The following is a 15,709-nucleotide window of genomic DNA, read 5'->3' on the forward strand; positions in this document are numbered from 1 at the left end:
GTTATATTTAAAATACGCTTATTATCTATATGATGTATAGCATTATCTATAAAATTGTATAAAACTTGTTGAATTCTAATTTTATCTACATATATATAGATATCATTTATGTTTAAGGTTACATTTATATCTTTTTCTTTAATCTTTATTTCAAAATTTCTAATAGTTTCTATTATTAAGTCTTTTATATTTATTTGTTCTTTTTTTATACTGAACGTCTTAGACTCTAGCTTATATAAATCTAATAAATCTTTAACTAATACACCCATTTTTTCACTTTCTTCATATATTACATCTATATAGTATTCTCGATCCTCATAACTTTTTGCTACATTACTTTTTAATCCTAAAGCATATCCACTTATAACCGTTATCGGAGTTTTTAGCTCATGAGATACACTCGACACAAATTCTCTTCTAAGATTTTCTTGCTTTTCTTTATTTTTAATAAGCACTTCTAATTCGTCATTTTTATATTTTAAGTCATTTAAGCTACTATTTATCTTATCAGACAATTTATTTATACTTTGTCCTAATTTCTCAATCTCATCATTAGTTTTTATATCTACTCTTTCATTAAAATCTAAATTTGAAATTTTATCAGTTACTTCATTTAGTTTTCTTATAGGTTTTGTAAACTTAATTGAAAAAATTATAGCCATTATAATAGAAATAATTATTATAGGAATAAAAATAATTATTAAAAACGTAGAAGCTATCTTTATACTATTTTCAATTGAACTTATAGGTGTTTTGATAACTATAGTGTATAAGTTATCATCTGTGCTCGATATGATTGATAAAAACTCAATATTTTCTGAGTTTTCATGTATTATATATGAAGTTAATTCTCTATTTATATAGTATTTATCTACTACTTCATATTTGTTTTTCATCTTCCCCATCATATGATTATTCATGCTCATTCTGTTCTTAAATTCTAAGTTTCCTTCTTTATTATATATATCTAGATTTAAGCCCTTACTTTCGGTTAATTTTAGAAGCTTATTCGATGTGTTCTCATCCAAACTTTCATTCAATATTAATTTTATTTCATTTGAGAATTTGTCTAATTGTAAACTAGTATACTTTATATATATATCTTTAAAGCTGATAGTAAATATCAATATTCCAACTAACATCATTGAGTTTATAAGTATTATTCCTGTTAATAATTTATTTTTTATAGATTTCATATTAGCGCCCAAAAACATAGCCAAAACCTCTTATATTTTTAATCAACTCTGATTTATAACCTAGTTTTTTTCTTAATCTTGTTATATGTGTATCTAATGTTCTAGGATCCCCATAATAATCATAACCCCATACTAAGTCTAATAATTTATCTTTTTTTAATGATATTCCTACATTATTTAAAAATATAAACATTAACTCATATTCTATAGGTGTAAGTTCAACTTCTATTTCTTCTATTTTTATTACATTATTATTTAGTTGAAGAATTATATCTTCATATTTAAATATTTGATTTTCTTTCAATGAGTTAAATCTTTTTAATAAATTTTTTACTCTAGCAATTAGTAGCTGTGGATTAAATGGCTTTGACATATATTCATCTGCTCCTATATCAAAACCGAAGAGTTCATCTATATCACTGTCTTTTGCTGTTAGTATAAGTACTGGGATATCTGATTTTGATTTTATATGTTTGCATACATCCCACCCATCTACAATAGGCATCATTATATCTAGTATAGCTAGTGATATATTTTCTTTTTCAAATAACTCAATTGCTTCTTTTCCATTTTCCGCTTTATATACATTAAATTCTTCTAATTTTAAGAAATCATTTATTAACCTTAGTATTCTTAAATCATCATCAGCAACTAATATGTTAACCATTTCCCATTCTCCTTCATACTTTTTGTTTTATGTTAACATAAAACAAGCTCCGGTTAAACACCAGAGCTTGTCTTCTATTTAAATAATTTAAATTTTTCTAATTCTTGAACACTTAAAGGCTTACTATAAAAATATCCTTGTATATAAATTTTATTTGATTTTGTATTTTTTATAATTTTCATTTGATAATTTTCCTCTACACCTTCAACTACTATAGTTTTATCTTTTATAGTAGATAAGTAATCTGCTGTTTCTATAAGTGTCTTATTTATAGATGAAGTTCCTATATTATCAATAAAATATTTATCTAATTTAATTATGTCAAATTCAAACTTGTCTAACATAGATATATTCGAGTAATCTACTCCAAAGTCATCTAACGCTATTAAAAATCCGCTATCCTTTAAAATTTTTATGTTTTTGCTTGCAGACTCTTTATTTTTATAGTTATTATTTTCAGTAATCTCTATGCAAATAGCCCCTTTAGGTAAATCAGCTTCTTTTATTATCTCTTTAAATGTTTCTACGATATATATGCTTTCAATTTCTTTAAGTGATAAATTTATAGAAATATAGAATTTTTCATTTATATTCTCTATATTTTTAAATCTTTTAAAGTCCTCAACTATTCTCTTTAATATCCAAACAGAAACTTCTTCCATCATATCACATTTATTAATTTCTTCTATTATTATAGAAGGCATAATTAGTTTATTTTTCAATTCTAACCTAATTAGAGCCTCAAATCCCATAACTTTATTTTCTTTTGGGTTAACTATAGGCTGATAGTTTAAAAAATAGTTATCTTCTTTTATATATTTTTTTACTTTAGCTCTATGTATATATTTATAAATAATAGGATATATCTGAAGTTTAAATATTACAGCAAATAATATAAATATTATAACTTTAAAGAAATTATTTAAGGACTTTATTGTTGTATTTTCTTTCTTAGCTTTATTCATACCGTATTTAGCTATTACATTCTCATAATAATGATTTTTATAAAACTCTTTGCTCTTTTCTCTTATAAGGTTAGCTAATTCAATACTGTATTTATATTCGTTTTTTTCATCACCCAAAGTTGAATATACATCTATTAATCCATGTAAATATATATCCTTGTACTCTATACGATTTTCTTTGTTTGCTAAACTCAAACCCTTATTGTACACATCTATAGCGTCTTCATATTTCTTTTCTTTTTTATAAGTATTTGCTAATGCCTTATAATAATACATTTCTTTATTTGCATAAATATCTAGACTATTGTCATCTATCATAGATTCAGCTTTTTTTAAGTAATCATGTGCAGATTTGAAATCGCCTATTTCTGCATAATATTCACTCTTTATTGAAAGTTGTAAAACCTGAATATCATTTAGTGCATCTTGTTTTATAGAATAGCTATACTTGTCTATTTCATTTACATAACTTAATGATTTTTCATAATTGCCAAGCCTACTTTCAATTTGGGCTAGCTGTATTAATTTATAACAGTTTAAAATCGAATTCTCATATTTGTCATCTATCTGTAATTTATCCGTATATTTAATTATATTAATTGCAGATTCATATTCTCCAATTTGTTTCGCTGACACGCCCAAGTGTATTATAAGTCTATACAGTTCTTCCTTTTTATCCAACTTTTTAGCAAGTTCTATTGCTTTTAAATTAGTTTCTATATCATAATTATATCCATATAATGATAGACTTAGTGTAGATAGTTTTTGATACAAATATAGTTTTGACTCATCATCTAGCAAATTCTCATTTTCTTCTATCTTTCTATAGTCTTTAATGGCTAATTCTCTACCATTTTCTAAATCCAGCAAATCACTATGCATATTCCAAATAATTTTTTTATACTTACTGTAGCTATCTGTACTTATACTATTAAAACCCTCTTTAACATAATTTAGTGCCTTGCTTGTTTCTCCATTTTTTATAGCATCTTTACTTAAATAATAATAACTATATAATTTAGCAAAATCATTTTTATATTTATTTTGATTTTCTATTGCCTTTTTAAAATATTGTTTTGCTTCTTTATTGTTTTTCTCTAAGTTTTCACTATAATATCCTAATATAAAATAATCGTTAGAATCTTTATGGGCTTTAGAAAAAATTTCTACTTTTTCCTTTTTTAAATTGTCTTTATCTATAGCTTTATCATTTTCATAACTATATGATATATCTTCTATAATGTCATGATTTTCTTTCTTTATTAAATAATAAGACCCAAATATTAGAATAACTATAAAAAAACTTATTAAAACGTTTTTGTTTAGTTTTTTTATATCGGTTTCCTCCCTTATTATATTTAATCTAGTTATTTACTTTATTCTAGGTTTAAATATAGTGTCATTGTTATATATATCTATTTTTTTATTGTATCAAACAACTTTTCATATTATAAATAAAAATAGACCTTTTAAAAGGCCTATTTTTATTTATAATATAAAAAATCCTGCTGCAATAATGAAATAAACAGATAATAATTGTACACCTTCTAGCCAATTTGATTCTCCATCACTTGCAACTCTATTTACAATAAGAACAGACGCAATTAATGCTACTAATTCAAACGGATTAAATACAATACTCATAGGCGTAAACAGTAAACTTAAAAATATTAATACAGGAGCAACAAATAATATTATTTGTAAACTAGATCCAACTGCAATTTCTACAGCAACATCCATCTTATTTTTCATTGCCATTACAACAGCAGTAGAATGTTCTGCTGCATTTCCTATTATAGGTATTATTATTATACCTACAAAAAATTCACTCAATCCTAAGGTTGCCGTTAATGAATCTACACCACTAACTAAAAATTCACTTTCAATAGCTATTAATATAGTAGCTATTGCTAAAACAAATATAGACTTTTTAAGTGACCACTTAGCCTCTCCATCATTCTCAGGCTCTGATGAATATATATCTTTATGTGTATAAAACGAAAATACTAAACTTAATATGTATATTATAAACATTATTATAGCTACAATAATGCTTAATCCCTCATACTTTGTATTTAGCAAGCTGGGATTAATTGTATGCGTAAAAATTGCTGGCACACAAAGTCCTATAACTGCAAATAAAAGCATACTTGATGATACTTCTATAACTTTTTTATTGAATTTCTGATTTTTATGCTTTAGTCCTCCTAATAACATACTAGCTCCTAGTACAAGTAGTATGTTTCCTATTACCGACCCTGCGATAGATGCTTTTACTACGTCAAATAGTCCTGCTTTTAAAGCAAAGAACGAAATAATAAGTTCTGTTGCATTTCCAAATGTAGCATTTAAAAAGCCTCCTATTTTAGGTCCTGTATAAAAAGCTATTTCTTCTGTAGCTTCTCCCATAAGTCCCGCTAGTGGTATAATTGATAATGCTGCCAATAAAAACATTACTGTTGGTGGCAAGTGCATAAATTCTCCAATTATACTTATCGGTATAAATATAAGTAAATATTTTAATATTTTCATATTTTCACCTCTTAGATATTTAGTTTTTTTATAGTATTTTTTCTAACTTATTATATTCCTATAATTTTCCTTTGTCTATATTATCTACCTTATTGTATATAAAAATAAGCATAAAAAATAAAAAACATTTATAGGTAAGGATTTCCTAATTTAAAAATCTACCCATAAATGTTTTTTTACTTAATTGTTTATGTAATTTTTTATAGTCCCCAGTACTAACATAAATGCACTCCAATATAAAGCACTACAAGTAAATGCCGCATATTCATTTATAATTTCTATCCTTAATAATGTAATTGTTAAAAAAGTAATTATTGTGGCTATTACCCTAGATATAATTTTTTTTCTTAGTACATCATTAAAATCCATTTTACTTTTTATATTCTCTACAGGCGCTAACACATATATACATCCCCAACTTAATACTGTAAATAAAATAATTAAAAACTTATAAGTTGTTAAATCCTCATAACTACTCGAATATATAGTAAATATATATATCCCCATAAACATTAGTAATCTTATAATGTAACTTTTAGCTTTATATCCACAGGCAAATTTTCTTATTATCAAATAACATATTAAAAGTATTATTCCTTGAGTAACTTTCCCGAAGATAATTCCAACTAAAATTACACTTACAAAGCTTATTGCCAAAAATATTAAAGATTTTACTTTATCTCTATATTTTTCAAATTTTTCTGTGTCTATTATATTATTTAGCACAAGAAATGACACAAGTCTGTCGGTAAGTGATTCAATCATTAAGTCCTCCCTTTTTACCTTTTTACTTTAAATTACCATCTTCTATTTGTTTATTCAATACAAATTAAAAAACTAGTCATTAAATGTTTATATTTACCATTTTTTAATGCAAAAACTGACTTTTCCAAACAAAAAAGACTGTTTTAAAAACAGTCTTTAAATAGTATTATTGTACTTTTAGGGGGATTTCGAAAACTTCTTTAAGTCTTCTTGGTTTAAAATATATTTATATTAAAGTGCTTTAATTTTATATAAATTTTGTCATTTCCTATTGTCACGTTATTTTTTGTCTAATCTCGTTGTCTATGTATACAATATACCATTTATTTTTTTATTAGTCCATAGTATAATTATTTTTTTATGTAAAATTTTTTTAATTTATTTTTTATTCTATTTAAAATAAAGAGCCCAAATTAGTATACTAATTTGAGCTCTTTATTTTAATTTAGGTTTTAATCTATAAATGTAGTAACATCTTCTAATGGTTTTCTAGGTGGTTGTTGTGGTTGATTATCCTCTGCAACACCTAAAGCTATCATTGACATTAACTCATATCCAGGCTTTTCAAATCCTATAAGATTTTCAATTTCAGTTTTTGCATGAGTAGGTCCTGTCATATAACAAGTTCCATATCCCATTTGAGTTGCTGCTAGTAAGAAGTTTTCAACTGCTGCTCCTATGCTTTGAGCTCCTGATTGAGGAGATACTAATACCTCTAATAGATCCTTTGGAGCATCATTTTCTTTTAAAATCTTGTATTCTATCATTTTATACTCGCATCCATAAACTAATACAACAACAGGAGCATTTTTAAAACATGTATAATAGTTTATAACACTCATATGTATTTTTTTATCTTTTTCAGTTTTTGCTAATTCACCTATTTTTTCATGGCTTCTAGTAACTATATCAGCCATCTCATTTATCATATCTTTATTTTGAAGTACTACAAAATGCCAGTTTTGCTGATGCTTTGCTGATGGAGCAAATGTTGCAGCCTTTAAAAGTTCCATTATATCTTCTTTTGGAATAGGTTCATCTTTGAATTTTCTTATACTTTGACGGTTATATATGAAATCTAAGTTTGTCATTTTTAATTCTCCTTTGTCTATAAACTAATTTAAATTATATAAATAAAATAGTTTTATGTCAAACTATTTTATTTATATAATTTACTATCCTTTTTTAATAATTTTAATATAATAGTATTGTCGGAATTTTTAAATAATGCTATCATATGCAAGCATATATTTTTTACAAAGGGGGATTTTATGACAAAAGATATGACCGCTGGTAATCCAGTAAAACTAATTTTATACTTTTCTATACCACTTCTCATAGGTAATATATTTCAACAATTTTATAGTATGGTTGATACTATAATAGTAGGAAGATTTTTAGGGGTCAAGGCTCTTGCCGCAGTTGGATCAACTGGATCCATGAATTTTTTAATAATAGGATTCGTATTAGGTCTTACTTCAGGCTTTTCTGTTTTAGTGTCTCAAAAGTTTGGAGCAAATGATGTTGATGGAGTAAAAAAAGCAGTTGGAAGTGCAATTGTTCTATCTATTATTATGTCAATTTTAATAACATTTATAAGTGTTATTACATCAAAATCAATTTTACACTTAATAAATACACCTAGTGATATTATAGATGACGCGCAATCTTATATAGTGGTTATCTATGGAGGAATATTTGCTACATTTTTCTACAATATGATATCGAGTATACTCCGCGCTCTTGGTGATAGTAAAACACCTTTATATTTTTTAATAGTAGCATCAATTTTAAATATAATTCTTGATTTATTCTTTATAATAAATTTATCTATGGGAGTTGCCGGAGCAGCTTATGCAACAGTAATTGCTCAAGGTGTTTCTGGAGTTTTATGCTTATTTTATACTGCCAAAAAATTTCCTATATTAAAACTTGAGAAAAAACATTTTAAATTTGATAGTTTATATTTTAAAAAACATTTAGGTATTGGAATTCCAATGGCTCTTCAGTTTTCTATAACTGCTATAGGCGCAATTATACTTCAAGGTGCAGTTAATGCATTTGGATCAACAGTTGTAGCCGCTCATACTGCTGCATCTAAAGTAGAGCAATTGGTTATGCAACCTAGTATAACATTTGGAGTTACGATGGCAACTTATTGTGCTCAAAATCTAGGAGCTGGAAATATAGATAGGATAAAAGAAGGCGTTAAAAAATGTACTATTATAAATATTATTATAGGCCTTGTGGGAGGTCTTATACTATTTTTATTTGGTGATCAATTTGTTAAGCTATTTGTATCAAATTCTGATCCAGATGTAGTTGCTTACTCTATGAAATACCTAACTACAGTTGCCTTTTTCTTCATACCACTTAGCTTAATATTCATATATAGAAATGCACTTCAAGGAATGGGCTACACTTTAGTTCCTATGTTGGCTGGAGTTTGTGAATTATTAGCTAGAACAGTTGTTGCATTTACACTACCTTTATTCTTAGGTTATTTTGGAGTTTGCTTAGCAGGTCCTATGGCTTGGATTGCAGCTTGTATTCCATTAATTCTTGATTATATCAAAAAAATAAATACATTAAGTGAGTCTGAAGTTTTATCTATTCACATTTAACAGTCTTAAAATATTTTAAGACTGTTTTTTAGTATCAGTTTTTATATCAAACTGATATTTTCGTTGCAATTAATCCATCTAACTGATACAATATTGTAATATAATTGAATCGGAGGACTACTTATGAATCATAATAATTTTTCATTACAAAGATTATCAGTAAAAGATGAAACTAGAGCTCTAAAAGTTCTTTTATCAGCTATAATAGGCATTTATTTATGTAATTTAACTAATTATTTTAAAATATCAACAACCGTAATAACTGTGGGAATTGTATTTGCAATGCTTCCAACGGTTTCAGGCGCTAGAACTTATTGCATACAAAGATTCTTTGCAAATATATTAGGAGCTATACTAACATTTTGTATAGGTATTATTTTCAGCTGGAATATATATTCCCTTGCATTAATTTGTTCTTTAGATGTATTTATTTTTTATAGATTTAACTTAAATAAAACAAAACTCAGTTTAATGAGCTTAGTTTCGGGTAGTTTAATTTTATTTTTTACTATGAGTGACCCATCACAAATACTAGTAAGACTTTCATCTATTTTATTAGGATCACTTATAGCGATTACCATAAATGAGTTAATTTTACCTATTAACCAAGGCTTTAAAGTAGAGGAATTGATATTTAATTTTTCTAAAGAAGCCTTTAAAATCACTGATTATATGCTTTTGAACATATCTAGTTTAGATGTTTTAAACATTAAAAATTTAAGTCTGTATAATCAATCTATAAAACCCAATTTATTAACTTTAGATAAAGAGGCGAAAATTAATTCACTTAAAAATCATTTAAAACATTATAAATATAAAATTAATACTCTAGATTATCTAGGAATTGTTTGTGAAAGTTATTATGATTTCTTAAGTTTGGTTTCTAAAAATTTAGGCGAATTTAATAATTTATCGATTGAAGAAAAGTTATATATAAAAGAACTTTTATCTAATTTTACTATACAACATAAATATTTATTAGATAATGTGCTAAACAATAATCATATTCAAATTTTTGAGCTACTAGATATAGATCATAGTAAATTTGAGTTAAACAATTCGCTAAGTGTTTTATTGTTAGGGCGAGTTTTAGAATATAGGGAATCCCTAATTAAATTAAAAGAATCTATCGATAGTATTAATCTAAATAATACTTATCAGAGTGTTGAATTTTTTAAATTTAATATGTAATATATTTATATGAGAGAAAAATATAGGATAGATAAAAAAAGAATAAGCTATTTGAAGTACAATTACGTATTTTGTCCTAGATATAGAAGAAAGATTTTTGAGAATGATGAGGTGAAAAAAAGATTTTATGATGTAATAAAGTCTGAAGCAGAACTTTTAAATATAAAAATCTTATCTATATATTGCGGAGAAGATTACTGTAAACTTCAAGTCAATGCTCTTTCTGATATAAGTCCCCATGATATTATTGTCAAATTCAAAGTAAATTCTTCTAAGGTTTTGAGAAGTGAGTTTGAGCATCTTAACCACTTGGAAAGTCTTTGGACTAGAGCCTCTTTTGTAACTACAGAAGATGAAATTGACGATGATGTTTTAAATGAGTACTTAGAACTTCAGAAAAAAAGAGGTTAACATTAAATGGCATGATATAGTTTTATCTATATACATGCCATTTTTTAATATATTTAAAAATTTATATCCGAAAATTCTACTGCAGCTTTTGAATTGCTTGAACTATAAGAGTTTATTTCAAAATCATTATCTTTTTCAGTTTCAATAAATCTAATAGGTAAAATTACTATAAACTCACTTCCTTCTCCGAGTTTTGAATTTACAATAACATCACCTTTGTGCATATTTGTAAATATTTTAACAAGAGATAGACCTATTCCGCTTCCTTCATTTTTTCTGACCATAATATCATCAACTTGCGTAAATCTATCAAATATTCGTTCCAAGTCTTCAGATTTCATTCCAATTCCAGTATCTTTTACTGAAAATTCAAGAACATTTTGTTCTTCATCTATATTTACATTTATATATATATTTGTATTGTCTTTTGAAAATTTAATAGCATTTGATATTAAATTTAATACTATTCGTTCTATTTTATCAGGATCTACGCTCATAGTTAATTCTTCGCAATTAGTATCAAATATTATATCTATATTCTTACAGTCTGCATATGGTATAACAGATGTAACTATGCTTTCTAGTAAAAATATTATATCCACATTTTTTAATTTCAAGTTCATAAATCCCGAATCAACTTTAGCTATATCAATAATATTATTAGTAAGTCTTAAAAGCCTATTGCAATTTTGCTTTATTATATTTGTTTTATTCAAATTGCTTTCTGAATAACTATTATTAACTTTTTTCATATTAATATCTAATATTTGATTTGCAGACATTATAACAGCAACTGGAGTTCTTAACTCATGACTAATATTAGATATAAAATTACTTTGTGATTTTTGCATATTCTCTGCTGTTTCTTTTGCTTTTATTAACTCTTTTTGATAGTTTATTTTTTTTACAGTATATAATATTAATGAAGCTATAACAATTAATAAGCTTATTGTTAATGACAAATACCCATATACCATTTCTTTATATTTATAAAGAGTGTCAATTGGACTATTAACTACTTGAGAGTCATTTGGCAATTTTTTTATATTTATATTATAAAATTTCAACTTATTATAATCAAATATGTAATTATCTATCTTATTCCCGTCAATAATTTTTTCTTTTGGATTTTCACCATCTAATATTTCCTTTGCTATTTTACCTGCAGCTTTTCCTTGTTCAGCATGACTAACTACTTTGCCACCAATAAATCCACATTCTATTCCATAATTCATAGTTGAATATATTGGGACATTTGTACTTTCACTAATTAGCTTATATGAACCTTTTATAGATTTTACATTTCCCAATTTATCTCTATATGCATACATTACAAACAATACATCATTATCACCTAAAGTTTTTAATTTCTTTTTAAGTTCTTCAAAACTCATATCTTTTAAAGAAATCAAATTAAATTTTGTATCTTTGAATTCCTTTTTTAATACATCTAAGTTATAATCTAAATTTAAAGAATTTGAATATGCATCAGTTATAATTGTTATGTCTTTGTTTTTATGAAGTTTTCTTATTAAGTCTATATTTTCCTTTATAGATTGTGGTTCTGTTACTCCATAAACTAATTTTGATTTTTTTGCTAATTCGATATTATTATTAGAACTTACACCTAAAAAGATTATTGGGGTATTTTTAAATAATTCATCTCTATGTTCCATGCCAAACTCAAATGCTTGGTCATCCCCTAAAATAACAGCATCATACCCTTTTTGATCTCTTAACCTATGCTTTAGTAATTCATAAAATTTTTCTTTATTCTCTTCTCCTAAAAATGTTCTTGAATCCATATATTCAATTTGAAGATTTACATCTTCATTTATTCCAGACTGTATTCCCTCAATTTGGTCTGAAAATGTTTCAACATTAGGATTATAAGAGCTTATAAATAAAACATGCTTTTCTTTTTCAGATGCATACGTTGTATTAAAAATCAAAAACCATGCTAATCCAACTAAAATAAATAATATATTTATTTTGTTTTTTTGTATCATTCTCCCCCAACCCTTACTTGTTTAATATCTTTTGTATGAATTTGTCCTATCAAGTAATATTATATCAAGTTTTACTTTCTCTTGCTTGTAATTTCCAAATTTAAACATAAAAAAACAATTTAAAAATTGGGCTAAAATTTAGCCCAATTAATTAATTATTTTTATTATTATATTCTCTAATTAGCTCTCTTTCTCCTAATTCAACTAATTTTTTGCTCATCATTCCACCTAAATTTCCACCCATTACTCCGCTTTCATAAGACGTTTTATTCGCTCCATTAACATGTTCACTTTGTATTCCTAATTCTCCAGCCATTTCTAACTTCATTTGATTTAAAGCTTTTTTTGCATTGCTTACTAACGGTTTATTTGTCATAAAAATTACCTCCTTAAACTGTAATTATCTATAATTTTTACAGTTTTAAAAAGTATTATTATGCATTTTCTGTTAATCCACTGTATATTTTAAAATTTATTAATATTTTACCTTTTTATATCCTCTAAATTTTGGATTTGTGGATTATAGTTTAAAACTTTCTTTGTGCTTTTGCTAAAAAATAAAGGTACACATCCTATCATGCAAATTAAAAAACAACCTATCATAATGCTTCTTGGATAAAAAATATCTCCAAGAACTCCTCCTATTAATGTTCCTATTGGTTGGATAGCTATAGAACAAGTCATAACTATACTCATCACTTTCCCTCTCATATCTTGTGGCACAGTAACCATCATTGATGACATCATAACTGTATTTGATATTGTATTAAAAAATAATCCAAAAGAAAAGCATACGCACATTACATAAAATTTATTTATAAGTACTCCTAAAAAGAAAAAAGTGATAGTTAAAAATAATGATATAAGCATTGTTTTAGCTCTATTTTCAGCTTTTATATTTATATTTGTAAGTAATATACTAGCTACAATCATCCCTATGCTTTGGAAGGCAGATATGACTCCATATCTTGCCACTCCCAAATATTCTTCCATCATAAACCATGGTCTTAAAAGTATCGAAAAAATAGCAAAGAAAAAATTTAACGCAAAACATACAGCAAGCAATACCACTAATCCTCTAAAACCAAATGTAAAGTTTAGTCCTTCTTTAAAATCTTCTCTAAATGTTAATTTTGATTCTTTTTGCTCTACTTTAGGTATACTTATAAACATTTCAGTTACAGTTGATATAATATAACTTATTCCATTAAATATAAACATTACTGAAGCTCCAAGAATTGAATATATAAACCCACCTGATAGGCTACCTACTAGACTTGTTGTTGACACAGCCATTTGCTGTGCTGAATTTGCTTTTACTATGTTATCATTAGAAACTAAATCTGGAATAATTGAACTTATTGCCGGATTGAAAAATGCAGAACATATACCACATATTACTCCAATTAAAATAACCATCCAAACTTCTAATATGCTTTTATATGCTGCATACCCTACAAATAAAATTCCTATTCCCCTTATTAGATCTCCTAAAATTATCATCTTTTTTCTATCAAATCTATCTACTATAACTCCTGCAAAAGGCCCAATTATAATTCTAGGTAAGCTTATAGCTGCCATCAATATTCCCATTATAGATGATGATCCTGTTTTATCTAGAACCCAAAACCCTAAAGCCATAGAGTAAAATGCGTCCCCAAGACACGAAACTAACTGACCTTGCCACAATAAAAAAAAGTTTTTATTCCATAATTTTTTAGGTTTTTCAAAGCTTTTTATACTATCCACAATTAACCCGCCTTTTAGTTTTAATTTTTTATTTATACTATAAGTATATACACGAGAGTAATATTTGTCACTAATCCACTTAAAATATTCAATTTTATTTTTAACTTATTTAATTTTATTTATTGTTTTTATTAATTTTATCAATTTATACATTTCATTATTAAATATTTAAATTATTATAAAATACAAATAATAATTTCCTTAAACCTAAAAAAGGCCTACATAAAAGTAGCCCTTTCTAGATATATTTTTTTATTATTTATAAATATTCTTCTATCGCCTCTCTAGCTAATCTATCTGCTATATCATTATATTTATTACAACTATGCCCTTTAACTTTTATAAATGTTATTGATAAATCTTTACTATACTCTTCTACAAATCTAACATATGATTGAGTGTATTCATTTTTAGCTTGCCAAGCCCCAGCTGCCCAAAGTGAAATGTTTTTTAAATCATGATATATACATAACTTTTTTAAGCCCTCATCATGAGCTAATTTTATAGCATATTTAGCAGCCTCTATTTCACCTACTATATTCCATTGATCCCACTTATCATGTCCTGCTGTTTTATATTCTTGAATTAAATCTTTTTCAATATCAATTACTGCAATACCCGATCCAAAAGTTTTTGATACTCTATCATAACTTCCATCGACGAAAGCTATCATATCATAATTACATTTTATATCTTCTGGTTCAATGTAATTTTCAAAGTAATCTACATTTGCTTTACTTTTTATTGGCTTTAATTCTTTATCTTTAGATTCTGATGTTAATTTACTTTTAACATTAGTTTTAGATTTCTTTGATATATTTTCTACCTTTATTCCTGCAAATTTTTCAGCTTCTTCTAACATTTTAAAACTCTTATATATAGAACCTGGAAATTTATTAACCTGTTCTTTACATTCATCCCAAGTTGTATAAACTCCCGGTTTTTTTCCTACTTTAACTGCATAAAATTTTTTACTCACAGCATACTCTCCTATCTTTAGTTTCCTTGTTTATAATTTAATATTATTATGAATCTATTAATTTATCAAATATTTTATAAACTTTATAAACTTTTTTACTATATTTTAACTTTTTATATTGACATAGTAATTGAAAACAATTATCATTAAATTAAACAACTGATATTAATTATCAATTCCATTTAGGAGGTAAAACTATGAAAATTATATATTGGAGTGGTACTGGTAATACAGAAACTATGGCAAATCTTATAAGCAGTGGTTTATCTAATCAGGGTAAGTCAGCTGAGCTTTTAAGAGTAGAGTCAGTAAATGTAGATGATTTAAAAAATGAAGATATATTAATACTAGGTTGCCCATCAATGGGTGATGAAAATCTAGAGGAGGTTGACTTTGAACCTTTCATAGAATCTTTAAAAGGTATGGGTGCAGGTAAGAAAGCATTTTTATTCGGCTCTTATGGATGGGGCGATGGTGAATGGATGAAAAAATGGGAAGAACAAATGGATTCATACGGCTTTGAACTTCCATTAGAATCAGTAATAGTAAACGAAGCTCCTGAAGGTGATGATAAAGACCTTTGTATTAAATTCGGAGAAAATATAGCTAAATTATAAATTT

General features: G+C 25.9%; 14 protein-coding genes. 4 read left to right on the forward strand and 10 right to left on the reverse strand.

Features of this window, described 5'->3' with window-relative positions:
- The 6 genes from RWY47_RS15260 to RWY47_RS15285 all read right to left on the reverse strand — a co-directional run.
- On the reverse strand, positions 1-1,196 hold a 1,196-nt coding region (locus tag RWY47_RS15260), incomplete at its 3' end, for a sensor histidine kinase (RefSeq protein ID WP_316030365.1).
- A gap of 1 nt (position 1,197) precedes the next feature.
- Positions 1,198-1,863, reverse strand: a complete 666-nt coding sequence (locus RWY47_RS15265) for a response regulator transcription factor (protein ID WP_142730298.1) — start codon at positions 1,861-1,863, stop codon at positions 1,198-1,200.
- A gap of 74 nt (positions 1,864-1,937) precedes the next feature.
- Positions 1,938-3,710, reverse strand: coding sequence for an EAL domain-containing protein (locus tag RWY47_RS15270; protein ID WP_224170351.1), 1,773 nt, complete (start codon positions 3,708-3,710; stop codon positions 1,938-1,940).
- A gap of 606 nt (positions 3,711-4,316) precedes the next feature.
- Positions 4,317-5,360: a calcium/proton exchanger gene (cax, locus tag RWY47_RS15275; RefSeq protein ID WP_025163127.1), complete on the reverse strand. Its 1,044-nt coding sequence runs from the start codon at positions 5,358-5,360 to the stop codon at positions 4,317-4,319.
- 180 nt (positions 5,361-5,540) lie between these two features.
- Positions 5,541-6,125, reverse strand: coding sequence for an accessory gene regulator B family protein (locus tag RWY47_RS15280; protein ID WP_224170352.1), 585 nt, complete (start codon positions 6,123-6,125; stop codon positions 5,541-5,543).
- A gap of 452 nt (positions 6,126-6,577) precedes the next feature.
- Positions 6,578-7,216, reverse strand: coding sequence for a nitroreductase family protein (locus RWY47_RS15285; protein WP_150842336.1), 639 nt, complete (start codon positions 7,214-7,216; stop codon positions 6,578-6,580).
- A 180-nt stretch (positions 7,217-7,396) separates the two neighbouring features.
- Between RWY47_RS15285 and RWY47_RS15290 the strand changes: the two genes are divergently transcribed.
- The 3 genes from RWY47_RS15290 (at position 7,397) to tnpA (ending at position 10,351) form a co-directional block, all read left to right on the forward strand.
- On the forward strand, positions 7,397-8,749 hold the full coding sequence (locus tag RWY47_RS15290; protein WP_150842335.1) for an MATE family efflux transporter: 1,353 nt from the start codon (positions 7,397-7,399) through the stop codon (positions 8,747-8,749).
- A 123-nt stretch (positions 8,750-8,872) separates the two neighbouring features.
- Positions 8,873-9,940: an FUSC family protein gene (locus RWY47_RS15295; protein ID WP_168931897.1), complete on the forward strand. Its 1,068-nt coding sequence runs from the start codon at positions 8,873-8,875 to the stop codon at positions 9,938-9,940.
- A gap of 9 nt (positions 9,941-9,949) precedes the next feature.
- A complete protein-coding gene (tnpA, locus tag RWY47_RS15300) occupies positions 9,950-10,351 on the forward strand; it encodes an IS200/IS605 family transposase (protein ID WP_021429371.1) in 402 nt (133 codons plus the stop codon).
- Positions 10,352-10,404: 53 nt separating this feature from the next.
- On the opposite strand, the gene RWY47_RS15305 is transcribed toward tnpA, so the two are convergent.
- The 4 genes from RWY47_RS15305 to RWY47_RS15320 form a co-directional block, all read right to left on the reverse strand.
- Positions 10,405-12,360, reverse strand: coding sequence for a sensor histidine kinase (locus RWY47_RS15305; protein ID WP_168931903.1), 1,956 nt, complete (start codon positions 12,358-12,360; stop codon positions 10,405-10,407).
- Between the two features lie 151 nt (positions 12,361-12,511).
- Entirely contained in the window at positions 12,512-12,736 is a 225-nt protein-coding gene (locus RWY47_RS15310; RefSeq protein WP_021429342.1) for an alpha/beta-type small acid-soluble spore protein, read from the reverse strand.
- A gap of 107 nt (positions 12,737-12,843) precedes the next feature.
- A complete protein-coding gene (locus RWY47_RS15315; protein WP_025162878.1) occupies positions 12,844-14,109 on the reverse strand; it encodes an MFS transporter in 1,266 nt (421 codons plus the stop codon).
- A gap of 259 nt (positions 14,110-14,368) precedes the next feature.
- The gene (locus tag RWY47_RS15320) at positions 14,369-15,088 is read right to left on the reverse strand and encodes a ribonuclease H1 domain-containing protein (RefSeq protein WP_150842330.1); all 720 of its coding nucleotides are present in this window, start codon (positions 15,086-15,088) and stop codon (positions 14,369-14,371) included.
- 197 nt (positions 15,089-15,285) lie between these two features.
- On the opposite strand from RWY47_RS15320, the gene RWY47_RS15325 reads away from it, so the two are divergent.
- The gene (locus RWY47_RS15325) at positions 15,286-15,705 is read left to right on the forward strand and encodes a flavodoxin (RefSeq protein ID WP_150842329.1); all 420 of its coding nucleotides are present in this window, start codon (positions 15,286-15,288) and stop codon (positions 15,703-15,705) included.
- The last annotated feature ends 4 nt before the right edge of the window (positions 15,706-15,709 follow it).

This window comes from Paraclostridium sp. MRS3W1 (assembly GCF_032465715.1).
Classification (GTDB): Bacteria; Bacillota; Clostridia; order Peptostreptococcales; family Peptostreptococcaceae; genus Paraclostridium; species Paraclostridium dentum.